The sequence below is a fragment of the Peribacillus sedimenti genome (assembly GCF_046237635.1).
Lineage (GTDB): Bacteria > Bacillota > Bacilli > Bacillales > DSM-1321 > Peribacillus > Peribacillus sedimenti.
Map to the genome: position 1 here is coordinate 5028092 of NZ_CP143547.1, position 24984 is coordinate 5053075.

The window sequence follows — 24984 nt, forward strand, 5'->3', positions numbered from 1 at the left end:
CCTTCTATAGATAAAGAATAAACTATTTCTCAATAATAAAAAAAGACATAGTTTTATGAATATTTATTAGGTAAAATGAACTATATGTGACATTTCCCAAATTTTGAATATTCATTCTTCATCTGATTTTACTATGATTGCAGGGGAGTCAAAAATGGCCAACGAAAAACTTATAAGTCAATTAAAAAATGGAGATATAATCACTACCGACGTCTACTTTAATCACACCTTATTGCTAAAAGCAGGCACGGTAGTCAATGAAAGCATCATTCAAAAGCTGCATAGCTGGGGGATTACCAAGCTTAATTTCGTATACTCCAAAATGGATCCAGCCCTTTTAGAAAGAGATTCCTTCCTTGAAAACAAAAAAGAAAAGATTTTTTATTCCAAGGAACTGTTTGATATTAAACAATTATTTTATGAAAGTCTGCAATATGTAGTTAACGAGGCAAGGTACGGCGTCATCCTGAATAATAATCATCAGCTTCGATGGCTTGAAAGCCTTTTTATTTCTTCCTTGTCCGATACCAGGATTTCAACAAGCTTATTCTCATTAAAAAAAGCGGATTCTTATAGTTACTTTCATTCATTTGATGTTTTTCTGCTGGGCTCTTTATTGGCAGACGTATCAGGGATCAAGGATATAAATTCGTTTGCTGTCGGCTGCCTGATACATGACATAGGAAAATTAAAGACAAAGAAGGCCTTACTGCAAAAGGAAGGAAAATTATCAAAAAGTGAATTTGAGGAAATCCAAAAGCACACAATCTATGGTGTGCAATGGCTAAAAGAGAACGGGTTTCCAGCTTCCTATGAGGAATTAACCAAGTCCCATCATGAGCGGATAGATGGCTCAGGCTATCCTGATGGTCTAAAGGGAGATTCCATTTCACCGGAAATTCGAATTCTGTCCATCGTTGATACCTATTCTGCACTTACGTTAAAACGTACATATAAGGAACCTGTACCTGCAACAATAGCACTGGAATTGCTGCTGAGCAAAAAGAACAAGTTTGATTTGAAATACGTAATTAACTTTTTGGAACTGCTTAATATTTATCCCGCTGATTCCATTGTCAGGCTCTCGACTGGTAAAAAAGCACGTGTCAAATCGGTCAACGAAAACCAGCCATACCGGCCGCTGCTTGAGGAAATAGGGACGTCAAAAACATTCGAACTGCCTATTAATTTTTCTGTCACCATTCGCCGGTTTATTGAGTGGAATGAAATATTGGATGTCGATGATGACGAACAAGAGAATGCAAAAAAACATGACTTAAACTCATTCCTTGATCAGCTGACAAACGGCAACAGGGAAGAAACCATGAATATCTTTTCAGCTATCTCTGAAGGAATGACCTTAAACAATATTTTTATAGATATCATAGTCAAGTCTATAAAAGAAGTTGAAACAAAATGGGAAGAAGGCCGATTATCCATAGGTGAAGAACATGATGCCTTATTAACGATCAAGGATATCTTGGAGGTAACATTAACAAATATGCAAGATAAGTAGTGCGACATAACATTTAATAAGATATTTACAGGGTCTACCCTTTTATTGGAGCGGCAGGCAGACTGCTTACAAGCAATGTTTATTATTGACCTGTCGCAGTCTGATACCCGCCTGACTCAAGTCTATGTCGTCCGCCAATACTTCAAGCATCACTACTTATATAAATGGTTCAACACTGATTCTCCACATAGGGAGACCCAATCTTTAACGTTTTTTGTAGAAATGGTTCTTCACTACCCATTCATGGCTCAATTAACGCAATATCTTTCTCCTTCTTTCAAGAATTCCATCTAACTCTTACTTAATTCGACAACGTGAACATTTTGTTAACATTCACCCTAAATATGGAAATTAATTTCCTGCGTATTTATAATTGAGGAGAAAAACAAGCCAACTTTTAAAAGGAGCGATTGGTATGCCAAACATTGTTTTTGTTTCTCCCAATAAATATATACAGGGAAAAAATGCTCTATATGATTTAGGAAAGTATATCAAAGAATTGGGCAGCAAATCTCTTATTATCGCTGATGGAATTGTTTGGGATATCACGCAAGCTTCAATTAACGAAAGTTTGTCCTCGGCATCTATTGATTATCACTTCGTTGAGTTTAATGGAGAAGCTTCCAACAATGAAGTGAACCGGATTATACAAGAAGGACGTGTAAATGAAATTGATTTAGTTATTGGTGTGGGCGGCGGAAAAACCCTTGATACCGCAAAAGCGGTTGCTGATGATTTAAAAGTAAAGATTGTGATCGTACCGACTACAGCATCTACAGATGCACCAACAAGTGCGTTATCGGTGATATATAGCGACGAGGGAGTTTTTGAGTCTTATAGATTGTACAATAAAAACCCTGACCTGGTACTTGTCGATACTGCTGTTATCGTTAAAGCCCCGCCACGATTATTTGCGTCAGGAATAGCCGATGCAATGGCCACTTGGGTGGAAGTAAGGGCGACTATAAAAAGCAATGGACAAGCAATGGCCGGCGGAAAAACCAGCATTGCGGCTAGAGCGATTGCGCAAGCCTGTGAAGAAACATTATTTCTATACGGCATTCCTGCATTTAAAGCGGTACAGCAAGGGGTAGTAACGAATCATGTAGAGGCCGTAGTTGAAGCAAATACGTTGCTATCTGGTCTGGGCTTTGAAAGTGGCGGCCTGGCAGCCGCACACGCAATCCATAATGGTTTTACTGTGTTAGATGGTGATATCCATCATCTGACTCATGGTGAAAAAGTCGCATATGGCACACTTGTTCAGCTTATGTTAGAGCTGCATCCTGAGCAGGAAATCCTTAAATATATAGATTTTTACCGTAAGCTTGGTTTGCCGACTACATTGCAAGAGTTGCATCTAGAAAATGCCTCATATGAAGATTTAATTAAAGTCGGAGAGGCGTCTATCCAGCCCGGTGAAACAATGAGTAATCTTTCAAGTGACATTACAGCAGAGGATGTGGCAAATGCAATCCTTGCTGTCGACATTCTAAGTAAGCAAACCATAAAGTAACACAAAAAAGGAACCAGATTATAGGACTGGTTCCTTTTTTCCTGCCTGATAGTTACACCTATCCCTGTTTTTTTACAACTGGTATCATTCTACTCTTTTCTGCTGCTATCCAGGATTTTGCCTAAAAAGAAACCATCAATTTCATTTATTTTTCCTCGCCAAAGGATTTCACCTTTGGAGGGCGTAGGCTTATTATCACCGCAGTATACCTTAGTTTCTTTCATGTGGATAAAGAACGCCTCGGAGTCATCATTGGACTGAGATGCTTCTCCAGCTTTACCAAGCTGTTCACTTAACATCTGAGCAACCTCATTTCCATCCACGAATATTTCACTGAGTGTGTTGAAGTACTCTCTTGCAGAAATCATCGTTCCAGTAATAACGGCACCTTTTACGTTTAAGGTAATATCTAAGGAGAAATCATGTTTATTGGCTGCCTGAACAAAAAACTCAAGAATGCTGTCCTTCGTTGCGCCATTTCTTGTACTCATCCTTACGACTCCTTCCTTAATCCATCTAAATGAAGATATGTTTCCTCCACCTCTTCATCGGAAAGAACATTATAATAGCTGATTTGACCATCCTTAGCAGATTTGTTTGATTTTGACATTGTTTTACCGTTGTCCTCGTCCGAAGTATCTGTGTTTTCATTAGAATGATATTTTTTATTTTTCTGGTCTTTATCACTATCAAATTGATTTTCAACTTCGGCTTCTTCATCGCCATCTTCTTGATCTTTTTCCTTATGGTCAATATCTTGGCTCTCTATATCCTGATCTTCGCTTTTTACATCTTTGCTATCCTCTGTCCCCGCTTCGGACACATTGCTCTCCTTTTGCGGCTCTTCTTTTTCTTTAGTTTCCTGGCTGTTTCCCTGATTGTCCGCCTCGTCTTTCATTTCTTTATTTTTCTTATCATCCTGCTTGGATTCATCATCCTTTTTGTGCGCCTCTGCTTCATCCTGTTCGCCTTTCCCCTGGTCTTCTGCATCCTTTTTATTTAGATGTTTTTTTTTTTGAAAATCGTCTTTTTCTGATCCCTCATTCTGACTAGAATTCTCTGTTTTCCCTTGATTTGTTTTTTCATGAAGCACTTTTGTCAGCAATTCTTCAATACTGCTCAAGCGATCTTGGAGTTTTTCATTTTCTTTTTTTAATGATTCATAATCTTCATTAGCAGCTTGGGTGGCTGCATCGGTTTGTGTATATTTTTCCACATCTCCTGAAGATGAAGGTACCTGTTTATGCTCCATTTCTATGTCTGCTTCTGTTTGAGCGTTTTTACTTTTTTTCTGGTTGTCAGATTCAGATTGATTTTCTTGTTTATCCTTTGGCTTCTCTAGTTGAGATTGTGACTGTTTATGCTTTTCCGTGCCGGCAGTTCCGGTTCGATTGTCCGAGCTGCCTGCTCGGGATACTTGATTATCCCCTTGAGCTTGCGATGGACTATCTTCATTCAGAGGACCTTGTAAATAGGATTCCTTACTTGTTTCATCACCTGATGATTCAAGGCTTCCTTCTTGTTTTTGTGGATTGTCCTGCTTGTTTTCTCCGGAAGACAAGGGTTGCTCTGTAGAATTATTCTCTTGTTCGTTTTGATCCTGGCTCCCGCCGTTTTTTTCCTCGATAAGCTTTGTTAGCATCGCCTCTAAGCGATCTAATCGGTGCGTCATATTTTCATTTTCTTTATGTGAAGAATCTTTATTTTCATTAATAGGTGAGTCCAGGCTTGTCTCATTGCCAGCTTCTGTTTGATCCTCTTCATTAGAGTATCCCTTGATATCCACATCTTCTTTTTTGTTAAATATCTTTCCAGTCGAGTTTTTAATGGAGCCCACTGCTTTCTTTGACTTTTCCTTAACTGCCTGGCCTAAGCCCGAGCCTGAATTTTTCAATTTTTCTGGCTGGAAAGTCTCCAAGAGTTTCTTGCCATTCTCAGGAGTAGCCACATAGCCCACTGCCGCTCCTATCAGCCCTCCTGTGATTGAACGTTTGATTGAATTGCCAGTTGGTCCTTTCTCTTTTTTCTTATCCTGTGTTTGTGTTTCGACGCTTTTTGTATTTTCCATGTTAAAAACCTCCAATTAATAATTAAGTTCAGTCGAAGCTAATCGGTTTGTCGGAATGCTTTTTTCAAGGGCTTCAATACGTTCCTGCAGCCTCTTGTTTTCTTCTTCAAGTGCCTTCGTATCATTGTTTGCAGCTTTGGATGTTAAATATGGATCTGTTTCCCACCAGTCCATGCCAATTTCCTTTGCTTTATCGACGGAAGCAACAATCAGGCGTATTTTGATGGTCAAGAGTTCCACGTCCGCAATACCCACGGTGATATCGCCTGCAATAACCACTCCTTTATCCAAAATTTTCTCTAGTACGTCAACAATCGTGCTGGATTGCATGGAATGTTCCATTTTTCAAGTCCCCCTCGCCGATGGTTTTAAAGTAAACTCCCTAAAGGACCAAGATCGATATTTAGGTCTTCATCATCCAGACCGAAGATTTCTTTCAATTCTTCCATCTTTTCTTCCAGATTCATGAGCGCCTCGCCCAAATTCTCAATTTGCTCGTCCGTCAAAGTTCCACCTTCAACACGCCTTATAGCATGCCGTTCTACAATTTGCCGTAACAGCTCGATCACCGTTAAAACCAACTGCGCCAATCCATGCTCTGCGTTATCAGGATCTAAATTAATTCTTCCATTTGTTTGGCTGGCCGGTGGCATCAGTCAACGCCTCCCTCTGTTTATCAAATTGTTCCGAAGATACGGCTTTCCGACTTCCCTGCTGTGCCTGAACAAGGGATTCTACTGAAGCAATCAGTACTCTAAGATCCAAATAAACCAGGTCAACTCCTGCAATGGAAATCACTAAATCTGCTTTGATTGCAACACCCTTATCGAGGATTACATCCAGAATGTCTATTAATGCGATATCCTTGTTTTCTATCGATTCTCGTAATGACATAGACTTCCATCCTCACTTATGAAAAACTGGAAAAATGATAGGCTGGCCATGGGCCAGATGCCTCAAACCGCCACCCTGTTTCTCTCATTTCCTTTTCATATTGTTGGATTTGTTCCAGAAACTTTTCTACCTTTGACTCTGAAATAAGATAGACGCTATTCCAGGCCATATTGTCCTTTCTCCCTGTTACATCCTTACTCCAGGTTCTTTTTACATTTCCTTTCAATGCAAATTCCGTAAGATGGGAATGAACTTTTTCACTAATTTTGTTCTTTTCTTCTTCCAGTTCAGATTCAATCAATTTATCCAGCTTTTTCTTTTCAAAAAATTGTTTGCCTTTCGGCAGTTGACTGATTTCCGCCCTCTTTGCTTCAATGACAGGATTACCCAGGCTCACTCGTTCTTTTAATACCTGATCATCACAGTACATTTTCAAGTTCCATTCTTCATTCCCGCTAATCAAAGCAAAGGTATCCATCATTTTGGTTTCATTTGACAGGACGGCCGTTTTCAAACTGTCTTGATTGTTATATAACGTACAAAACTTCAGAGGTATGATGGTAAAGATCTTTGACAGCGCCATTACCGTTTCATGATGGTGGAAAGCTTTTGCCTGAAGCCATTCCATATCATTATTAATCTTGTCTTTAATGCTTTCTTCCGAGTATTTATCTGAATTTAGAGTACATACAATAGCTGTAATATTGCCTATGGGAATGATATATACATCTTCTGTATCAAAGCCTTTAAAAGATGGAAACGATTTTTCGGTCCCTTCCTTTGTCGGAATTAATCCATATAAATAAATTAAGCCGCCCATCTTCTCACTGCCCTCATTTCTTCTTTGTCATCTGTTCCCATTGTTCCATTTCCATTCGTTTTGCCATTTCATATCTTATGATCAGTTCTTCTTCCTTGGCTTTATATGCTTCCTCGGGAATCTCGCCCAGCTCATACATCATTTGCAGCTGAATCAGCTTTTGCTGGATGGTGGAAAGGTCATATAACTCTTTATCTGCCTCTTCTTTAACCTTTTCTGCAATTTTAATTACTAGATTAATAGGAGCAGAAACCAGTTTATGCAGCATCAGGAGTCCTCGACTTTTAATTTGATATTGATAAAGTTATATGCTGGCCATGGGCCGCTGTAGTTGAACTCGACCTTATCCGCCCAAGTCTCGTGTATCTCATTTACTCTTTGGTCAAACTCTGCTTCCTTGTCCCGATCCACAAGGAAGGCGGCATTTAAGAGCATTTTCTCGCCAATGGGATCATTGATTTTCGAAGCTACAGCCAGCTCTTTCAGAGGCGTGAACACTCCCTGTTCTACTTCCTTTTGCAAGGAGACAATCAATTTTTGTGCAGCCCCGCCTATTTGAATTCTTTCATAGTAGCTCGCTGCCTCTGATTTTCCTTGAACCGCCTTTGCCATTCTCTCCATGTTGGAATTCTGATTGACTTGGGATTCCAGCCACTCCCTCTTGCCGATCACTTTTAATCCAAGTTCAACCTTTCCCTTAATTTCGGGGAACAGCCTCTCAAACTGCGGATATAGATTTTCCAGCAATATGCCAACATCTTCTTTAGATTGAAATACATTGCCGAAACTGACAGGTATGACTGTGTCATTTTGCTTCATCACCATTGAAACAGCGTTTTGGTGCATCATCAAATTATCTTTATTGGGATGATAGATCTTCATCGGAACCTCCGCCGCAATGATGGCTGCATCTTTATAACGGATGGCGAACAAGTCTTTTGTTTGTCCCTCTATTTCTATCTCACCGTAGTTTTCATCCGTTTCTGTTTGGATTCCGCAAAAGATATAAATACCCATTTGCTCTTCTTGGCTCATAGTAATTCTCCTTTTCACTACTCAGTTAACCTTCATATTTTTACAGGTGTTTTGAATCAGCGTTTCTGCTTTATTCATAGAACCCTCAGCATCTATGGAAAGGCTGACTTGATGCCCTAATATGTCCATGCACAACCGCTGAAACGCTGGATCAGAACCCTCTATTGGAATATTTTCTTGTGCGGCCAATCTTGCAATCATTAATGAAGCCCTGAGGCTTGGACCTCCATCATCTTTGCATTGCCTTCGCAATTCGGCTACAACAGCGGTAATAACTTTGGCTTCATTCCTATTAATATTGGCTTTTTCGGAAACAATCTCCGCTTCACGGTCCTGATCTTTATGATCGATAAATAGGGTAATCAGTCTATCTAGCAATGCATCCTGTGTTTGATAGACGCCCGCATATTCTTCAGGATTGCTGGTGAAAATGACGACAAAATCGGGATGAACACGCAAGAAGGGCTCAGTCATTTTTGTACCGTATAAAGGAAGGATTCCTTCTTCTAAGATGGATAAAAAGATATTGTTAGTGGTGGGCTTGGAACGGGTGAATTCATCGTAGACGAGGGTATATCCATTCTTTACTGCCTCGAGTAAACGCCCATCCCTCCATGTCTCGGTTACACTTTCATCTTTTTTATAAACAGAACGAATATAGTTATCGACAACCTGCTTGCTTGTATATCCGGTAAAGTCGCCAATCAAATCTTTATTGTTCAGTTCATGATTGCCGTGTATAAGCATGACGGGCCTCTTTCTTCTTTTTGCCAGTGCGAGAGCTAGCGTGGTTTTACCTGCTCCGGAGGGCCCTGTAAAATGAACTGGATATCCAGCTTTCAAATATGTCAATGCGCGGGAAAGTAACTCTTCTGTTTTTTCATCTTCAACCAAGGCCCTTGAGTTTTTGTTAATTTGCTTTTTTAAGACCGTCACTATGTTTCCTCCTGCTCCCGCTTTTACGCTTCATAGTTAATGGAACTCCGGTAACGGATTTCCCTCCTTTTGTAGGATGTGACTTCCTTGTCCTCGTTTAGATACACTTCATAAACGCCAATCATTTCATCCTTTGCATACTTCTTCATATACTCCTTTTCCTCAATCACTTCCACACTCAGCTTCCAGCCATTGTTATCGACTGGTTCGACGGACGTGATCTTATGGACCGGTGCTACAAACTCATTAAAAAAATCAGTGACATTGGCTATTATTCTTTTAATCTCCATTTCGGCCTCCTGCTAACGCAATGCATGCCAGGGTATGTACAACCCTGGCGTTGCTACTAAATACTAAAGCGGGCATTTCGTTCATTCGATTGTGCTGGGAGCCCGTTTTCTTCCACACGATCAGAAAGTAATCCTACAGCCTCTGCATAGCGCAGCCATGTATCGACACTCGCAATAACCACCCTTGCTTCTACGGTAAGGATTTCAATTCCGACTACTGAGACCCTTACAAACGCATCGATGACTATCCCTTTGTCCAGAATGCGGTCAATTACCTCTGCCAGGCTTGAACTGTCTGTGCTTTTTTGAACTGCCATTCTCACATTCTCCTTTCATCGCCCATTTAAGAGCCTATTGTCTTAATGTCATTTGACGATTTAATGTTTTCTGCCCTTTTTATCCCTGTTGCACCCTTAATATCCTTGGACGTCTTTATATGGGTAACGCCCTTGATATGTTTGACACCTTTGACTTTTCGGTCATCCTCTTTGTTTGATGAAGAAAGTTTCTTTTGAAATTCTTCTCCTGCTTCAACCACATTTCCCAGCTTCTCTCGGGCTGAAAGGAGAACGTTCTGGGTTTTTTCTTTTGCTTCTGCTGCTTTATCCTCCACCTTGCCAGCGAACTCTTCTCTGGCATCCTCCAGTCTGTCTGTGAATTCATGCGCCTTGTCCTGGATATGGTCTACTATTTTTTCCTTCGCTTTTTCCACTACAACTTCTTTTACTTTTTCTTTTACAGGTTCTGGTGCATGTTCAATCGCACTTTTCGCAATCTTGCCTACTGCTTTTTTTAAGGGCTTGCCCACTATGTCACCCCCTTTAGGGTAGATAGATGTGCATTATTTTGATTCCACCAGTTCATTCAGCATTTTTTCTATCTTTTGAAGCCGATCATTTAGATTTTTGTTTTCTTGCTTAATGGCTTCGTACTGTTGACTTTCCTGGTCTGAATTATTGGAGCCGCCTTTGTCCTTCTTTGGAGACAGCAAACCCTCTTCAATCTTGCTGAGATAACCCGAAGCCAGTTGTTTAATGCTGTTTTGTGCCTGGCCTGCCAGGAGCTCCTGCGCCGTTTTTCTGAATTCTTGTCCCGCAACCTTAATAAGTTCAGAGTCTCCTAAATTTTTGACGACTTTCTTACTTGTTTCCGGGTTGGCGAGCAATCCAATACCCGCTCCTACTATCCCGCCCAGAATGGCAAGATTGAGTGAGTAATGAGACTTTCTTTCGTCCGTTTGTGTGTTGTCTTGTTGTTGCTGGTAAGCATCCTGATTGGTATCGGCTCCCTGGTTTTCGTTTTCTGACCGATTATTAATGGCTTCTTGGTCTTGATTCTTGTTTTCTTCCTGATTGTTATTTTTCTCTTGAGTATCCTTAACTTCTTGCGTTTGCATTGGATTCCCTCATTTCTTTATGGAATTTTGATTAAGTTAAAAACTCAATTGCCGGTTCTGTGTTTCGTTCCTGTTGAGAAATCCTTGCTCCTCCACCCCATCTCTCAACAATCCAACGGCCTCAGCATAGCGCAGCCATGTATCCACACTGGCAATTACCACTCGGGCTTCGACAGTAAGGATTTCAATACCAACCAGAGATACCCTTACAAATGCATCAATCACAATCCCTTTGTCCAGGATCCTATCAATAACTTCTGCAAGGCTCGAGCTGTCTGTACTTTTTTGAACGCTCATTTGCTTTTCCTCCTCTTACATATTTTTGGAAATGAAAGGTTTCTAGGGTGCAAATTGTTTTCTATGAATAGTATTTTAATACCTTCTTATACTTCGGTATAAACGAGGAGTTGTAATCCATAGGAACCATTTTTTAAACAAAAAGGTAACAGTTTACAAAATTCCATATACCAGATAAATCTCCATTTTCCGCCAATATTCACAAAGAATTAGTGAGTTTTGTAAAAATAAAAAAGAATATGTCAGCCATGTCCTGAAGTAAGGTTTTATTAACTAGAAAACTCAATAATCCTTTTAATTAAATTATTTTAATATATTAATTCAGCCGCCGATACTTTAGCCGTAGAAAGTAATTGTAGAAAACATTCAAAAAACCTGGATACATGATGTACCCAGGCCGTCTATTAATCATCTAAGCGCATTATATGCATTCAGGTTACCGTTTCCAAAATAAGCTTGCTCTGTCCCTGTTACAGGATCTACTCCCTTTTTGTATAGGAGGTCCTCAAGCTTATCCGGCGACATTTTTCCATATTTATCAATTAATAGTGCTGCAGTTGCCGATACCTTAGGTGTAGCCATGGAGGTACCGATTGACCAATACCATCCGCCGTCTTCACTTGCACTCAAATTGAATTCTGTTTCGAATAAGCGCTGTGCTAAATATTCACTGAATCTGCCCTCTGACGCATATCGATCATATAACCTTGCGTCACCTCCAACAGCAGCTATATCAATGAATCCTGGACCATAATTAGAGTAGTTTGCCAATACGTCCTTTGGGCCTGTTGCTGACACTGATATTACACCAGGCAGTGTACCAGGCACTTCAAATCCCGCACCAACGAAATACAGTCCATCTCCCCCATATTCCTTGTTCAGGAAATCAGTAACCCCACTTTTGTTTGTGGCATTTATTCCATCATTTCCTGCAGCGGCGACGATTAAAGAACCTTTTTTGGTTACGTAATTAACGACACGCTTGTAGGCTTTAAAGTCGGCTATATCACTGCCAAGATTTGTTTTCTCTCCAGTTGCAGGATCAACAGAGAAGATTTGGCCGATCACATCAAACCCGCCTAAACTCATGGATAAAACATCGACACCGTCATCAGCTGCAGCAATCATCGCTTCAAATATCCAAGCAGATTCAGCGGAACTAGTACCGAAGACACGGTAGGAACGGATTCCAGTATCAGGAGCTACTCCAAGCATCGCCCCTTTTCCTGCGATAGATCCTGCCACATGGCTGCCATGGCCATGAACATCGTCAAATTTATTTGGATCGCCAGTTTCGTTTGCTTCTGTATCACGGAAGCCCCCTGGTGGCACGAAATTTTTAGAACCTGGCAGCAAGTTCTTAACCAAGTCCGGATGATCGCGATCAATGCCGGTATCTATGATTCCAACAACGACATCATGTGAACCGGTACCAAGCTTATAACTTTCACCATTATTCGTTATTCGTTTGATGTCCCATTGTTTTCCCCAAAGTGAAGCAGCAGCAGTGGTTGTTGCTGTATCCTTTTTTCCCTTTGTTGTCGTTGTGGTCTTCACACCCTCTTCTATTCTTTGCGATTTTGGAAGATCCCAAGTTATTGAAGGACTTGCCGCACTTACGCCAGCAAACCCTTTTAGCTTTGTAAATGCAGTGGCTGGTGCCTTAACCTGCACAAAACCAATCTCAGGTACAGAATAAGCAATTTTTCCTCCAAGGCTTTTCACCTGCTGTTCAAAATCCTTAGGGATGCTTTCTGTAGTGAATAACACGGAATAATAGTTTTCTTTAGCAGTAGGCGCGGCGCCATATACAGTCGGCAGCAAACTAAATACTAAAACCATACTAAAAATGATTGCCAGTGACCTTTTCATCCTTTTCCTCCTATAAAATATGTATTTACGACACAAGTTGCATCGTATATATACATATTGGCTAAAAACCTGATATTGCCTTTTTCATTTGCTCGTCAAATTCCCTTGAAATTCTACTCACCCATACTGATTATTATCGAATTTTGGAAAATGGTAACCGGCAGCCGCTAGAAACATAGCACAACTATATAAAATGGCATAAAAAAACTGAATATACAACGCTAGCTCGCTAGCTCCATGTATATTCAGCCTTATAAAGAATCTATAAATAGTTAATTATATGCTTTATTTAACCATTTTTCATAGTATTTCCAAGTATCTGGTAACTCCTGGCCTAAACTCCAAATACCCGTACCTTTCAATCCATATTTTTGGACCAAAGCCAATTTTTCTTTAATAGATTTCTCATTTTCATACCACAAAATATAATCTCCAGGCGTTAGGGTTTGTCCCCACTTTTCCAGCTTGGCAAGATCATCATTTTTTGTAATTGTAAACGAGGCTTTGGGAGAATGACTTTTTTTATTATAGGCAATGTCTGTTTCGTATTTATCTGCCAGATGATCAGCAATCTTAAGGGAAACATCCAATCCATTAATCGTCCCGTCATCCTTCCAAATCCGTCCGTAAAATGGAATTCCCAGGACAATCTTTTCAGGCGGGACATCCTGTGCCATTAGGGACTGGACCGATTTTTCTACAAATGGCAGACTGGCTACTGGCCCTGATTTTCCTTGGTCGAGAGAATGCTCATCATATGCCATTAACATAAGATAGTCACTATATTTAGCCAGTTCATAATTATCATAAGAACCCTGCCACCCGGTAGACCATTGATTTGGGTTTGCGGCGACAGCTACTGAAATCCGTTTTTTGTCTGGAAGCTTTTCCCGCAATAATTTCACAAAGGAAGTATAATCGTCGCGGTCCCTTTCTGTGATATGTTCAATATCAACATTTATCCCATCCAGATTATAATCCTCAATGGCCTTTGCAATTTGAGAAATTAGTTTCTCTCTATTTTCCAAGGCTGCTCTAGCCTTCTCTTCATTCCAGTTATCTGAAATAAAAGGAACAACCTTGATTGATTTTTCATGCATTTCTCTTATGAAATCCTTGCTTAATGTATGGGAAACCTGCAAAGACCCATCTTCATTCAAAGTAAAATAAGGCGGAGATATTTCATCGAGTGCCCCATTTGTATTTTGGACACTCTTGCTATAATAGCCATTAGGGTCAGTTTCCATAACATCATTGTAAACATACGACATGATGAATTTTTTAGGTTTCTGTTTTTTTGAGGATTGACCGGTCTCCGAATTTGGCTGAATCAAGGCAGTCTCCTCCACTGGGGTAAATTTCAACACTACTAACACTAGCATTAGTAAAATGAGAGATATGACCAGCAAGTTAATCTTGGGATTGTTCATTATGATCCTTCATCTCCTAAATGGGTGCCAGCTATAGGCACCCATTATGGAATTTCTTGTTTAAGCCCCTTTTTCAAGTTTTGCTGAAGGAAGCTGTACATTTCCGGAGCGTTTCAGCTTGTTCCAGCCAATTAAAACTCCGCGTATTGCAAATGTAATGGACTTCACGATTGTATATGTCAAGAGCAAACGGTAGATAAATCGTTGGACAAACAGTAATAAAAGTGGCTTTGCGTTCACTTTCTCAAGTCTGAATGCGTAGAATGCCGCTAAAACGTCCACTAATAGAAACACCAGGTAAAAAGTAAGGATTTTTGGTGTATCACCAAACAACCCGACAATGAAGAATATATCAGCCACTGGTGACAATGCCTGTAAAAAATATTGAGACAACATGTTTGGCAATCCTATAAAGCCCAGTGCTTTTTGTTTTGGGTTAAACATGGCTCGTTTATGTTTCCATAAACATTGTAAAATTCCATATGACCACCGGAAACGCTGTTTTATGAAACTGCCCAGATCTTCAGGAGCCTCCGTATAGGCATATGCATTAGGTTCAAAAGCAATGGAGTGGCCTTCACGCAGTATTTTTAGGGTCATATCGGTATCTTCAGCCAAAGTGTCATCTTCAAAATAGCCTGCGCCGATAATGGCACTCTTTTTCCATGCACCGATCGCTCCTGGTACTACTGTTATACAATTCAGCTCATGGAATGACCGCTTTTCCAGGTTTGCTCCCAAGACATATTCCACATGCTGCCACAAGGTCAGTAAATTGCGAATGTTACCGATTCTGACATTTCCGGATACCGCTGCCACCTTTTCATTATCAAAATGATTGACCAGCAAAGAGATGGCATTTGATGCAATAGAGGTATCAGCATCCAATATAATAATAATCTCACCGTTGGATTGATGTACTCCTGCATTAAGCGCCGAAGATTTTCCTCCATTCTGCTTTACAATCAAACGCACCTTATTTACTTCAAATTTGTTTATTGCCTCTCTAACCGCCTTGGCAGTGTCATCAGTAGAACCATCATCCACTACAATGATTTCTAAATTACTGTAATCGCTTTTTAAGATGGATTGAATTGTTTTTTCTATGACCTTTTCTTCATTATAGGCTGGTATAATCACACTTACTGCAGGTGTGAAATCGGGGTTCATCCTTTTTTTGCGCTGTTTTGTCCTATGCTTAGCACTAAAGAAAATCATAAACAGCATTCGAATAATCCCCAAAATGATACCGACTGTGAAAAAGATCAAGCATAATTTTGTTGCCGCGATAAAAAGCTTATCAGCAATGGAGTAGAAAACCATATATGCATTTGACCTTTCCTCTACCTTAGGCATAACCTCCGCCTTGCTTTTATTAACCAAATGGGCTGTCGTTACGAATGTATAGCCCTTTGCTCTAAGGGTATCAATAATTTTTGGCAGTGCTTCAATGGTTGCCGAGCGGTCCCCTCCCGAATCATGGAGGAGGATGATATTCCCATTTGAAAGATTCTGTAATGCCCGATCGACTATTGTCTTGCTGGATTCCGTTTCCCAATCCCTTGTATCAATATAAGAACCAACCATTGTATAGCCCATTTTTTGAACATTAAGGATAGGAGTTAAATCTTTAGTTTCTTCATATTCGGCATCAATCGTATAAGGCGGCCGAAAAAGAGTTGTTGAGCGGCCTGTAATCTGCTGGATCAGCCGCTGTGTAGAATTCATTTCCGCTTGTAAAGCTCGGGCACTATCCGTTTTTATATTTGCATGACTGAAGGTATGGCTCCCAATCTCATGACCCTCTCTATTGATGCGTTCGATAATATTGGGATAAAGTGCTGCCTGTTTTCCTAATACAAAAAATGTGGCAGGAACCTGTTTTTCACTTAAAATATCAAGAATTTTAGGTGTTACCGCGGGGTTTGGCCCATCATCAAAAGATAGGACAACTTCTTTTGCTTCAGATTCTCCATATTTTTTAACAACAAACGGAAGTGGGTATTTTTCGTAATTCTCATAGCTAATTAAACCATTCTCATCTAGATCGATTGATCTAACCCCTTTTTGAGCAACCGACTTAATCTTAATGAACTCTCCATTTCCTTCATTGTGTACGGGTACCGGATTATCTACAGATTTGAGCATCGTTACATTTGTTTCCATTTTAGAAGTATCATTTATAAATTTCCATAATCCTGGATCTTCATAACCGAGCCGCTGGACAGCCACTCCTTTAATACCCTGTTCCATCGCTATTTTTAACTGATTGTATGATGTAGCGGCATCCAAAAACCATAATATATGTTCATCGTTTCCCTCTTTGTATCTCAAATAAGGATTCCGGCTTGCCACATCCCATTGTGTTTTTAGGTTTGAAGCTGCTGCTGTTTCCATTATTTTTGATATCGTAGCTGGTTGTGCCGGCTCCCCGCTATTTACTTTCCAGTCATACCCCATATTTCCCAAACTAATAATTAGCTTTTCTTGCGGAATCGATAATTTACTCAATGTCCGGTGCGTCCAGCCGACCGATGCAACTGGACCCGGTTTAGTCATTTCACTATGTTCATCCAGCACTTGGACGATCATACGATCTGTTACTTTAGAAAGTGCAGCATAATCATACCCTTTTTCATATGGAGAAACAGTTAAAGTAACTTGAAGGTTTTGCTTATGAAACGACCTGTATAAATCTGATATAAAACTTGTGAAATGCACTTTATCTTCTTCCCGTATTCGGACGAAGTCAATGTTAAGCCCAGCATATCGATCTGTTTTTACCTGCTGGAGCAATTTTTCGATCATGGAGGTTTGGAATTCAGGGGAGCGCAGCAGCCTATGTATGATGACTTCATCTGTCCCTTCTTTTACTTGAAGACGGGGCATGATCTTTACATTGTTTTTTTCAGCATACCTTTCCAATTTCTTTTCTGTTTTCTTTTTAAAAACAGCTTCAGACTCCAGGTAATACCAGTCCGGTATCAAAACACCAAGGTTGTCAATATTGTAAAGGAATGATTCTTTGCTGAGTGGATCATCTGATTCATGAAATCCATATATCTCGCTTTTGGGGATTTTAAATTGCTCCTTATGCTTATCCAGTACCAGCATGGCAGTTTTTTTCACGGTATTTGATATGGATTCATTGACCGGTTGAAGTTTCTGAGTTTCCTCCAATTCCAATGGAGAAAGTTCAGGATTTTTAAAAAGGCTCACGCCTATAACAGAAAAAACAACTGCAAGAAAAATAAATCCAGCTAAAGAAAAAATCCAAACCTTGGTCCACCGCTTTCCAGAGTTATCCTGAAATATAAAGTATCTATCCTGTTGTTTCTTCGGTCCTACTGACACTCTCTACCACTCCTTGTTTGTTCTGAATAACGAACAATTTAGCTGAACTTATCTCACTGGCCTAGTTTTTTCAGTAATACTTCATTTTCTGTTAATACGATATAAAGTTGTATTTGTGCTTTTTTAAGAACAAGGTAATTATAAGGGAGAATTTTTCGCGTGTAAAGAAAAATAGGCACAATTACCCAAACGTTTTTTATAAAAGTTATAGTGTAATAGATAATATATAAGGATGACATTCAACTATGCCGGTTTTCCTTGGCAACGGACTTGAAAAGCTATTATATGCATTTAAAAGTGCCAGCTCCCATTTCATCCATCATGCTATTCGAGTTATATGCCAGGATATTTTTTAAAATGAGTTCTTCCCAATACTAACTGAAGAATACTTACTACGCCTCACATTAAGGAGAATGAACCGCCGTGTTTTCGTATAATCTTAGAAAAATTTTTTTCCGATTTTTACTTCCTATAATGGATTATCATCAGCTTCAATGGATCTTGGAACATGATTATCCTGAATGGGAAAAACAAATGGTGAGAGAAGAATTAGATAAGCGCAAGAAGAAAAGAAAAAAGACCTGATTCCACTTTCCCCCGGAAGCAGATCTTCCAAGATTCATTAACGGCTGATGCTGATATTGGATGCTGGATTGACCCTAGGGGGCTTTTCATCAGCACTTCTCTTAAATAAACGATTTTTAAACATCTTTATTAGCGGCTTCTCTATAAAAGAATGTACAAGACATCCAAAGAACGTAATAAGAAGCAGAAGAAGAAGGCTCGTACCTACTCCACCACCTAGTAATTCATATAAGTCAAGTCTGCTGAATACTTCAGAAAGAGTATTCAAAATTAAATTGTGTGCCAGATAAATAGCAAAAGAAGCATTTCCCAGATAATTGAGCAGTTTTGGAATTTGAATATCGGCTTGTCTGTCAATAGAGGCTAATCCGAAAATAATTAAGACGGAGGATAACCCTGTACTGATATCGAAATTTATAGAAATCACTTTATAAATATAATTAAGCCAGGTTAATGGAAATCCTAAAAAACCAATTACTGCAATTAACACTGACAATTTGATGTTGAATTGATATTTAGTCACAATATAAGCGCATAGAATCCCGGCAAGGAATATTAAATTGTACTGGTTGAATAAGAAAAACACAATATAGTGTTCCGACCAAACATATCCAGATACAAAGGCTATGGAAACCAATGTCCAAATAGTTATGCCAAGCCTTGAAATTACTTTCGATAGGAACAATAATGAAAAAATAATATAAAAATAGACAGTATGGACTAGCGACCATGCTACATCGAGTACCGGTTCAACCCCACTGGGATCAGGAAGAAGCAGCAGTGAATGCATAATAATATCATCTGTCAATTTATTGCCTACCCCTAAGTAAGGAAAAAGAAAAAGAACTGGTATCGCTATTAAAGTAAGTACCCAATACAATGGATAGACGCGGATAAATCGATTAAGCAAAAAGTCCTTTAATTCGTAAGATCGATGGAATTTATTTTGATAAATGTAATAAAGCATAAAACCAGATAATGCAAAAAAATAATTTACCCCACCTGATATCGGAAGATATGTTAGCCCTAACAAATTATAATCCCAGTACCCTTTCACATTCTCAGCAACATGGAATAGCATTACTAAAACTGGGACAAGTGCCCGTGAAAGTTGTATTAGTATGAGTTTTTTTCTCATTGAACTTATCTCCTTATTTTTTATATTCAGTTCCTGCCAAGAATCCCTTTTTTAACGCTAGATCACAGCAATCGTTCCCCTCATTTACTCATAGTATTGATTCATATTATAAAGCACAATATCGTTCTTAATAAAGCACTTTTTGTTTTTTTATAAATTTTTCCATAATTACTTCAGTTTAAGCGGGAGTCTGTTACCGGAATGAAAAGATGGAAGATCAATTTATTCTATTTACAATTTTGGGTGCTTGAGCATTGAGTGGGATTTGTCAATATGTCAAAATAGAAGTATATTTTTGAAGCTGTACACACAACTCTTTTCAAACACAGATCTATGAATGCCTTTAAAAGTAAATGAACGTGATAGTAAGGATAGGAGGAAGTAAACATGAGAACGATGAAACTCGGTAACAGCATATTGGATGTCCCTGTCATTGCTGTGGGCTGTATGCGCATTAACTCTCTCAATAAGAATGAGGCGGAACGCTTTATCCACACAGCCCTGGAAGAAGGCGCAAACTTCTTTGATCATGCGGACATATATGGCAAAGGAGCTTGTGAAGAAATTTTTGCAGATGCAATTAACATGAACGCGCAAATTCGTGAGAAAATGATCCTTCAATCCAAGTGCGGTATTCGCCAAGGGATGTTTGACTTTTCAAAAGAACACATCCTACAGTCAGTAGACGGTATTTTAAAGCGCCTTAAAACCAATTACCTGGATGTTCTCCTGCTGCACCGCCCGGATGCACTGGTAGAACCGGAAGAGGTAGCAGAAGCTTTCGACATCCTTTACAATTCAGGAAAAGTAAGGCATTTTGGTGTTTCCAACCAGAAACCTATGCAGATTGAACTGCTAAAGAAATACGTGAAGCAGCCACTTGTTGCAAACCAGCTGCAATTGAGTATTACCAACTCCACGATGATATCGAATGGATTTAATGTTAACATGGAAAACGAATCTGCCGTTGACCGTGACGGCAGTGTGCTTGATTATTGCCGTCTGAATGATATTACCATTCAGCCATGGTCACCTTTTCAATATGGATTTTTTGAAGGAGTATTCCTTGGAAGCGAAAAGTTTCCAGAACTGAATCAGAAAATTGACGAGATCGCAGAAAAATACGAAGTAAGTAACACAACCGTTGCGATTGCCTGGCTTTTGCGCCATCCTGCAAAAATGCAGCCGGTTATTGGGACAATGAATGAGGATCGATTAAAGCATTGCATAAAGGCTAGTGAAATCCATCTTACCCGTGAAGAATGGTATAGTATCTATCGTGCGGCAGGCAATGTTCTTCCATAGGATAAAGTTTCGTGGGGGAATATTACTTCTTTGGCTAATTAACATGTAGAAAGACAATAAATATAAGAGGCACATTTGTGCCTCTTGTATTATTTTCTCCAGAAACTTTGAAATATCTTGTTTATTCTATATTAGGGATATATGCGGCGTATTTTATATACCTTTCAAACTTATTCTGATTTTTCCACTTTTCTTCTTCCACTTTCAATAACAATTTTTACCTTCTCTAATAACTCGTGGTTTATTTCAAGTGATTCATATCTTTTTGTCTTTAAATAAGAACTATGATTATTTGCATTAATTAGACTTTGTATATCTGCATCAAGTGCAATAGCTAATTTTACTAAAATTCCAATTGTCGGATTAGTTTGGATATTCCGTTCAATATTACTTAAATAAGACTTTGATATATTTGTCTTTTTAGCTAATTGTGAAAGAGTGATATTCTTGCCTTTTCTTAACCTTCGAATATATGTACCTAACATATAGTCCCTCCCAGAAATTATCCATTCCCTCCTTGTAAAAAAATAAAGAACGAGTTAATCTTTATTAAGAACAGTAGTCGTAAAATGTAGCATATTATTTCGCCGTTCCCTTATTTATTTTGACTAAGGGTTTTTCTTGTTGTTAAGCCGATCGAATGATATACCTTTACTAGCAGTAAAGCTATTAAAATCCCCATTGAATCAATTACTACGTCGTAGAGGCGGCCATCCCTACCGAAAAAAAGTTGCAAGATTTCTGTAAAACCAGCAAACAAGATGGAAATAATGGTCGCGACAATTAAATTTTTTGATTTTACATATAGCAAAAGCTTTAGGATAGCAAACCCTAAAAAATGGCCGCCCTTCACCATAAACCACCATGGATGGATTAATGTAATATCATAAAAGTTAAAAAAAGATGAAAAATCAGGTGATTTATTCCAGGTAAAATCGGGTTTTTTTGTCAAAAATAATGATTCTAGATTTTCTACGAAGATAAAAATACTTAAAAGCATTCCCCAAAGTATGACTAATACATTTTGAAAATATTTGAGGCCGCGGCTTTCATCATAGCTTTTGTGTTTTTTGCTAATTTTATTCACCACATCTCTTCAGTCTGCATTAATTAGATAGCTATTGAATCGTCTTTATCATACATTTTTCTGCAGTGGCAATAACTTTTTTTAAATAGTTCAATATTTCTTCTTTAATTTTTTCATTTTTCAATGCAAATTCTACAGTTGTCTTTACAAAGCCAATTGTTTCTCCTACATCATACCGAACTCCTTCGAATTCATAGGCAAAAACCTGCTGTATTTGATTTAATTTTTGGATGGCATCCGTTAGTTGAATTTCTCCTCCTGCTCCGGCTTCCTGTTTTTCTAGGAATGTGAATATTTCGGGTGTTAGAATATATCTTCCTAATATGGCCAGGTTAGATGGCGCAGTACCCAGTTTTGGCTTCTCTACAAGCTGATTTACTTGGTATAGATTTCCATTGGGAGCTCCTGGATCGACAATTCCATATCTGTTGGTATCTTCTTCAGCTACCCGTTGTACACCAATTATGGACGATTGAGTTTGCTCAAACTGGGTAATCAATTGTCTTAAGCAAGGTGTTTCACTTTCGACTATATCATCTCCTAATAGCACTGCAAATGGTTCATTACCAATGAACTGCCGAGCACACCATACTGCATGCCCTAGCCCCTTCGGTTCATTTTGTCTTATGTAGTGGATGTTTGCAAGATTGGATGAGTGTCGCACTTTGTCCAACAAATCCAACTTTCCTTTTTCAAACAAATTATGCTCCAGCTCCCACGCAAAATCAAAATGGTCTTCAATGGCACGCTTTCCTTTACCGGTGACAATAATGATGTCATCTATACCAGAGGCAACGGCTTCTTCTACTATATATTGTATAGTTGGCTTATCTATTATTGGCAGCATTTCCTTTGGTATTGCCTTAGTGGCTGGCAAAAACCTTGTTCCGAGGCCTGCAGCCGGAATAATTGCTTTTTTTACTCTGTACATATTACTCCTCCTTTTTATTGATGAACACACCTAAAACATTACAGATATCAAAAAGTCTTAGGACACTTATTCAAAAACCTCAACCCATCGATATTCCCCATTACTGAACTTGCAAAGGTATACCTGATCACCTGAGTCTGATTCCAGGAGAACCATTTTTCCTCTCCATGCTTCTGAAGGGTCTGGAAGTGAAGAAAACGATTGTACTCCCATCCCATCAAAGAAGCTCTTATCATTAAGCCTTGTAACGACTGGTATTCCATCCTCATTTAATAAATTTGGATTTTCAAGTAATTTATCATTGTCCGTTTTAAATCTCGTCAATTCCAAACGGTTTTGTTCACTATGTTCTGTGTGTAGTAACTCCAGAGATCCTTTCTTTACCTCATTTGCTTCTGAATAAAAAGTATCCGTTGAGACATCAGCATTCCATTTTAATGTGAATAATGATGAATTTGCCTCTATTTCATTATCATAAGCGCGTCCCCCTATTAATTTCACATTGGAATGGTTGATATCAAAGAGGGTGCTATTTTCCTTTAGCAAGTTATTTCCTTCAAAATGCGGACTAATGACAACAACGTTAAAACAATAGTCAAATTGGAAAGCTTTCTCAATGTTTGCCCATTCAGCGTTCAGCTGGATAAGGGTCATTTCGCTAGCTCGTTCAAAAACAAATGGAACAACATTAGGTTCGTATCGTTTGTCCCTTAGTCCATTAGAGGTATAAACATTTTCAATCACGCTTCCAGTATTGCCGCCTTTAGGCGGCACCAAATGAATGGCGTTTTTAGCATATTGAAAGACATAAATATTCCGGATATTTACAGAAAAAGCATAATTCTCTGCCCCCTTTGCAATATAAAACCCTCTGTAAACCGAGACTATATTCAGGTTTTCGAATACAGAATGGGCAATTTGCTCCTCAAATTGAATGGCATTTCGTTTTTTAAATTTTCTTTGATCCCATCCCTCATACCGTAGCCCTAGGTCACGTATATCATTTTTGGATGCTTTTATCCTAAAGATCGGGGCGTTGGCCTTGCTGTGAATGACAGATTGATCCATTCCTGCTCCATGTATCTTTTTACTTTTCACATCGAAGGAATCAGTTACCAAATACTTTCCTTCAGGAAAGTAGATGTCATTGCCTGCTTCTAATGCCTTTTGTATTGCTTTTGTATCATCATGTTCTCCATCCCCAACAGCACCATAATCCTTTACATTGATAAACGGTGTTGAGTATTTTTCTGTCTTAATTTCCGTTTCAGTGATTGTCTTTGTACAGCCTGCAAGAAATATACAAGCAAAAAACAGGATCAAGCTCACTTTCTTCATCGGATTCCTACCTTGTATTTCTTTAACACTTTCTGCTTTATTTCCTTCCAGGCTTTCAGTGCCAAACTGTCTGGAATTTCAACATCTTCCATTGAAATGATTTGTCCTGCTTCAATTGGACGGGTAATGACGGCATTTACTAACAAACCGATTGGGAGATGGCCGATATGTTCTTTCATCTTTACTGCTTCCCCTCTAACTAGGAAGCTTCCAATTCCATGCGGAATTTTTTCCCCGGGTCCAATGTTTACTTTAGCAATGGCTCCCACACTTATGGAGGGATTCGCCGTATTATTTAGCAGCACTCCTCCTCCGCCTACCACTCTTCGAATTGTTTTTATGATTTCTAAATGGCAGAGGTGGAAGTTTTGAGTCAATGTATAATAAGGACCTTTGCCAATCTTAAAATATTCCAAGGCTGCCCTTTGGTTTTCTTCATGTTCCGCTGTAATAAATACACCAGCAGGACCTTTTGGACAGAGCAAATAATCACTAATGGCCGAGCCGTGTTTTTTAGCTTGTTCTGCTAAGTAGGATCCGCCACTTTCCACATCCTCCGCATCAGGTCCTAAAAGACCTTTTTGAACGATATCGCCGCCCAGTCCGTTTGCAACTAACGCCTGTTCAAATTGAACCTTTGTACCATCTGTGAAGGAAGTGACCATCTGCAGACTTAAATTACTGCGCTTGCCCCAATATTCCATTTCTTCTTTTTTCGGATTACGATTTAGAAACCCTTTGATATTTCCATATACCAATGGCTTAAAGCCCATCTGAACCATATTTTCCTTAAGGGCAGCTATACAACCAGGCTGATCACCTTCTGCTTCCGTGATAAATCCTCTGTCGGCAAAGTAGGATCCTGTTGTGACTTGCAACTCCGAATTCATAGTAATGACAGGCAAAGAAGCGGAGAAAGCCTTGTCGACTACCTCTGTTCCATAAATGGCGTCGCCGCTGCATTCTACGATTACTTCTGAATTCTCAATGACTTCCCAAACACTATTAGTTAATAGGTCTTTATCAGGAAAGGCTTTGATATCTTCAATTCTTCGACGGGTCAATACCTTTGAAACTACTAAATCTTCCTGGTTTTCTAACGCATTTATAAGACCTTTTGCAATAAACCCTGTTCCTATTACGCCTATCTTAGTTTTTAGCTTCATGACTACACTC

The 24984-nt window shown here is 39.1% G+C and carries 26 protein-coding genes; 3 read left to right on the top strand and 23 right to left on the bottom strand.

Features of this window, described 5'->3' with window-relative positions; genetic code table 11:
- Positions 1 to 154: 154 nt before the first annotated feature.
- Both V1500_RS24450 and V1500_RS24455 read left to right on the top strand, forming a co-directional pair.
- Positions 155 to 1516: an HD domain-containing phosphohydrolase gene (locus tag V1500_RS24450; RefSeq protein ID WP_409303422.1), complete on the top strand. Its 1362-nt coding sequence runs from the start codon at positions 155 to 157 to the stop codon at positions 1514 to 1516.
- 415 nt (positions 1517 to 1931) lie between these two features.
- Complete coding sequence (locus V1500_RS24455; RefSeq protein WP_409303424.1) at positions 1932 to 3032, top strand: glycerol dehydrogenase; 1101 nt, start codon at positions 1932 to 1934, stop codon at positions 3030 to 3032.
- A gap of 89 nt (positions 3033 to 3121) precedes the next feature.
- On the opposite strand, the gene gvpU is transcribed toward V1500_RS24455, so the two are convergent.
- The 18 genes from gvpU to V1500_RS24545 form a co-directional block, all read right to left on the bottom strand.
- A complete protein-coding gene (gene gvpU / locus V1500_RS24460; protein ID WP_409303426.1) occupies positions 3122 to 3523 on the bottom strand; it encodes a gas vesicle accessory protein GvpU in 402 nt (133 codons plus the stop codon).
- 2 nt (positions 3524 to 3525) lie between these two features.
- Positions 3526 to 5100 (bottom strand): GvpT/GvpP family gas vesicle accessory protein, encoded by a 1575-nt coding sequence (gene gvpT / locus V1500_RS24465; RefSeq protein WP_409303428.1) that lies wholly within the window; start codon positions 5098 to 5100, stop codon positions 3526 to 3528.
- A gap of 15 nt (positions 5101 to 5115) precedes the next feature.
- Entirely contained in the window at positions 5116 to 5442 is a 327-nt protein-coding gene (gene gvpJ, locus V1500_RS24470; RefSeq protein ID WP_409303430.1) for a gas vesicle protein GvpJ, read from the bottom strand.
- A 26-nt stretch (positions 5443 to 5468) separates the two neighbouring features.
- Positions 5469 to 5753 (bottom strand): gas vesicle protein K, encoded by a 285-nt coding sequence (locus V1500_RS24475; protein ID WP_409303432.1) that lies wholly within the window; start codon positions 5751 to 5753, stop codon positions 5469 to 5471.
- On the bottom strand, positions 5719 to 5994 hold the full coding sequence (locus tag V1500_RS24480; protein ID WP_409303434.1) for a gas vesicle protein: 276 nt from the start codon (positions 5992 to 5994) through the stop codon (positions 5719 to 5721). Before V1500_RS24480 ends, V1500_RS24475 begins: the two co-directional genes overlap by 35 nt.
- 16 nt (positions 5995 to 6010) lie before the next feature.
- Positions 6011 to 6814, bottom strand: a complete 804-nt coding sequence (locus V1500_RS24485; protein ID WP_409303435.1) for a GvpL/GvpF family gas vesicle protein — start codon at positions 6812 to 6814, stop codon at positions 6011 to 6013.
- 13 nt (positions 6815 to 6827) lie between these two features.
- The gene (locus V1500_RS24490; RefSeq protein ID WP_409303437.1) at positions 6828 to 7082 is read right to left on the bottom strand and encodes a gas vesicle protein GvpG; all 255 of its coding nucleotides are present in this window, start codon (positions 7080 to 7082) and stop codon (positions 6828 to 6830) included.
- The gene (locus V1500_RS24495; protein WP_409303439.1) at positions 7082 to 7849 is read right to left on the bottom strand and encodes a GvpL/GvpF family gas vesicle protein; all 768 of its coding nucleotides are present in this window, start codon (positions 7847 to 7849) and stop codon (positions 7082 to 7084) included. The genes V1500_RS24490 and V1500_RS24495 overlap by 1 nt, the downstream gene beginning before the upstream one ends.
- Before the next feature lie 21 nt (positions 7850 to 7870).
- Complete coding sequence (gvpN, locus tag V1500_RS24500; protein WP_409303441.1) at positions 7871 to 8785, bottom strand: gas vesicle protein GvpN; 915 nt, start codon at positions 8783 to 8785, stop codon at positions 7871 to 7873.
- Positions 8786 to 8808: 23 nt separating this feature from the next.
- Complete coding sequence (gvpO, locus tag V1500_RS24505) at positions 8809 to 9075, bottom strand: gas vesicle protein GvpO (protein ID WP_409303443.1); 267 nt, start codon at positions 9073 to 9075, stop codon at positions 8809 to 8811.
- Between the two features lie 56 nt (positions 9076 to 9131).
- Positions 9132 to 9392, bottom strand: coding sequence for a gas vesicle protein GvpJ (gvpJ, locus tag V1500_RS24510; protein ID WP_409303445.1), 261 nt, complete (start codon positions 9390 to 9392; stop codon positions 9132 to 9134).
- A 26-nt stretch (positions 9393 to 9418) separates the two neighbouring features.
- Positions 9419 to 9883 carry a gas vesicle protein GvpQ gene (gene gvpQ, locus V1500_RS24515; protein WP_409303447.1) on the bottom strand — a complete coding sequence of 155 codons (465 nt, stop codon included), beginning with the start codon at positions 9881 to 9883 and terminating at the stop codon, positions 9419 to 9421.
- 33 nt (positions 9884 to 9916) lie between these two features.
- Complete coding sequence (gvpT, locus tag V1500_RS24520; protein ID WP_409303449.1) at positions 9917 to 10471, bottom strand: GvpT/GvpP family gas vesicle accessory protein; 555 nt, start codon at positions 10469 to 10471, stop codon at positions 9917 to 9919.
- A gap of 36 nt (positions 10472 to 10507) precedes the next feature.
- Positions 10508 to 10768 carry a gas vesicle structural protein GvpA gene (gene gvpA / locus V1500_RS24525; protein ID WP_409303451.1) on the bottom strand — a complete coding sequence of 87 codons (261 nt, stop codon included), beginning with the start codon at positions 10766 to 10768 and terminating at the stop codon, positions 10508 to 10510.
- Between the two features lie 408 nt (positions 10769 to 11176).
- Positions 11177 to 12640: a S8 family peptidase gene (locus tag V1500_RS24530; protein ID WP_409303453.1), complete on the bottom strand. Its 1464-nt coding sequence runs from the start codon at positions 12638 to 12640 to the stop codon at positions 11177 to 11179.
- 272 nt (positions 12641 to 12912) lie between these two features.
- Entirely contained in the window at positions 12913 to 14070 is a 1158-nt protein-coding gene (locus V1500_RS24535) for a glycosyl hydrolase family 18 protein (RefSeq protein WP_409303454.1), read from the bottom strand.
- Positions 14071 to 14130: 60 nt separating this feature from the next.
- A complete protein-coding gene (locus V1500_RS24540) occupies positions 14131 to 17424 on the bottom strand; it encodes a glycosyltransferase (protein ID WP_409303456.1) in 3294 nt (1097 codons plus the stop codon).
- Positions 17425 to 18046: 622 nt separating this feature from the next.
- Positions 18047 to 19147 carry an acyltransferase family protein gene (locus V1500_RS24545; protein WP_409303457.1) on the bottom strand — a complete coding sequence of 367 codons (1101 nt, stop codon included), beginning with the start codon at positions 19145 to 19147 and terminating at the stop codon, positions 18047 to 18049.
- A gap of 387 nt (positions 19148 to 19534) precedes the next feature.
- Here V1500_RS24545 and V1500_RS24550 point away from each other — a divergent pair, with 387 nt between their 5' ends.
- Complete coding sequence (locus V1500_RS24550) at positions 19535 to 20452, top strand: aldo/keto reductase family oxidoreductase (protein ID WP_409303459.1); 918 nt, start codon at positions 19535 to 19537, stop codon at positions 20450 to 20452.
- Between the two features lie 170 nt (positions 20453 to 20622).
- On the opposite strand, the gene V1500_RS24555 is transcribed toward V1500_RS24550, so the two are convergent.
- The 5 genes from V1500_RS24555 to V1500_RS24575 all read right to left on the bottom strand — a co-directional run bounded on the left by V1500_RS24555 (position 20623) and on the right by V1500_RS24575 (position 24974).
- Positions 20623 to 20937 (bottom strand): helix-turn-helix domain-containing protein, encoded by a 315-nt coding sequence (locus tag V1500_RS24555; protein WP_409303460.1) that lies wholly within the window; start codon positions 20935 to 20937, stop codon positions 20623 to 20625.
- A 110-nt stretch (positions 20938 to 21047) separates the two neighbouring features.
- Positions 21048 to 21539: a VanZ family protein gene (locus V1500_RS24560; RefSeq protein ID WP_409303462.1), complete on the bottom strand. Its 492-nt coding sequence runs from the start codon at positions 21537 to 21539 to the stop codon at positions 21048 to 21050.
- A gap of 31 nt (positions 21540 to 21570) precedes the next feature.
- The gene (gene galU, locus V1500_RS24565; protein WP_409303464.1) at positions 21571 to 22470 is read right to left on the bottom strand and encodes a UTP--glucose-1-phosphate uridylyltransferase GalU; all 900 of its coding nucleotides are present in this window, start codon (positions 22468 to 22470) and stop codon (positions 21571 to 21573) included.
- Between the two features lie 66 nt (positions 22471 to 22536).
- Positions 22537 to 23808 (bottom strand): glycosyl hydrolase family 28-related protein, encoded by a 1272-nt coding sequence (locus tag V1500_RS24570; protein ID WP_409303466.1) that lies wholly within the window; start codon positions 23806 to 23808, stop codon positions 22537 to 22539.
- A complete protein-coding gene (locus V1500_RS24575) occupies positions 23805 to 24974 on the bottom strand; it encodes an NAD(P)-dependent oxidoreductase (protein ID WP_409303468.1) in 1170 nt (389 codons plus the stop codon). The genes V1500_RS24570 and V1500_RS24575 overlap by 4 nt, the downstream gene beginning before the upstream one ends.
- Positions 24975 to 24984 lie beyond the last annotated feature (10 nt).

Coding starts and splice junctions, on each gene's coding strand:
- V1500_RS24545 (WP_409303457.1), bottom strand. CDS start 19,147: ATGAGAAAAAAACTCATACTAATACAACTTTCACGGGCACTTGTCCCA.
- gvpA (WP_409303451.1), bottom strand. CDS start 10,768: ATGAGCGTTCAAAAAAGTACAGACAGCTCGAGCCTTGCAGAAGTTATT.
- V1500_RS24480 (WP_409303434.1), bottom strand. CDS start 5,994: ATGTCATTACGAGAATCGATAGAAAACAAGGATATCGCATTAATAGAC.
- V1500_RS24535 (WP_409303454.1), bottom strand. CDS start 14,070: ATGAACAATCCCAAGATTAACTTGCTGGTCATATCTCTCATTTTACTA.
- gvpT (WP_409303449.1), bottom strand. CDS start 10,471: ATGCAAACGCAAGAAGTTAAGGATACTCAAGAGAAAAATAACAATCAG.
- gvpO (WP_409303443.1), bottom strand. CDS start 9,075: ATGGAGATTAAAAGAATAATAGCCAATGTCACTGATTTTTTTAATGAG.
- V1500_RS24495 (WP_409303439.1), bottom strand. CDS start 7,849: ATGAGCCAAGAAGAGCAAATGGGTATTTATATCTTTTGCGGAATCCAA.
- gvpJ (WP_409303430.1), bottom strand. CDS start 5,442: ATGGAACATTCCATGCAATCCAGCACGATTGTTGACGTACTAGAGAAA.
- V1500_RS24555 (WP_409303460.1), bottom strand. CDS start 20,937: ATGTTAGGTACATATATTCGAAGGTTAAGAAAAGGCAAGAATATCACT.
- V1500_RS24490 (WP_409303437.1), bottom strand. CDS start 7,082: ATGCTGCATAAACTGGTTTCTGCTCCTATTAATCTAGTAATTAAAATT.
- gvpU (WP_409303426.1), bottom strand. CDS start 3,523: ATGAGTACAAGAAATGGCGCAACGAAGGACAGCATTCTTGAGTTTTTT.
- V1500_RS24475 (WP_409303432.1), bottom strand. CDS start 5,753: ATGCCACCGGCCAGCCAAACAAATGGAAGAATTAATTTAGATCCTGAT.
- V1500_RS24485 (WP_409303435.1), bottom strand. CDS start 6,814: ATGGGCGGCTTAATTTATTTATATGGATTAATTCCGACAAAGGAAGGG.
- V1500_RS24575 (WP_409303468.1), bottom strand. CDS start 24,974: ATGAAGCTAAAAACTAAGATAGGCGTAATAGGAACAGGGTTTATTGCA.
- V1500_RS24455 (WP_409303424.1), top strand. CDS start 1,932: ATGCCAAACATTGTTTTTGTTTCTCCCAATAAATATATACAGGGAAAA.
- gvpJ (WP_409303445.1), bottom strand. CDS start 9,392: ATGGCAGTTCAAAAAAGCACAGACAGTTCAAGCCTGGCAGAGGTAATT.
- V1500_RS24570 (WP_409303466.1), bottom strand. CDS start 23,808: ATGAAGAAAGTGAGCTTGATCCTGTTTTTTGCTTGTATATTTCTTGCA.
- V1500_RS24530 (WP_409303453.1), bottom strand. CDS start 12,640: ATGAAAAGGTCACTGGCAATCATTTTTAGTATGGTTTTAGTATTTAGT.
- gvpT (WP_409303428.1), bottom strand. CDS start 5,100: ATGGAAAATACAAAAAGCGTCGAAACACAAACACAGGATAAGAAAAAA.
- V1500_RS24550 (WP_409303459.1), top strand. CDS start 19,535: ATGAGAACGATGAAACTCGGTAACAGCATATTGGATGTCCCTGTCATT.
- galU (WP_409303464.1), bottom strand. CDS start 22,470: ATGTACAGAGTAAAAAAAGCAATTATTCCGGCTGCAGGCCTCGGAACA.
- V1500_RS24450 (WP_409303422.1), top strand. CDS start 155: ATGGCCAACGAAAAACTTATAAGTCAATTAAAAAATGGAGATATAATC.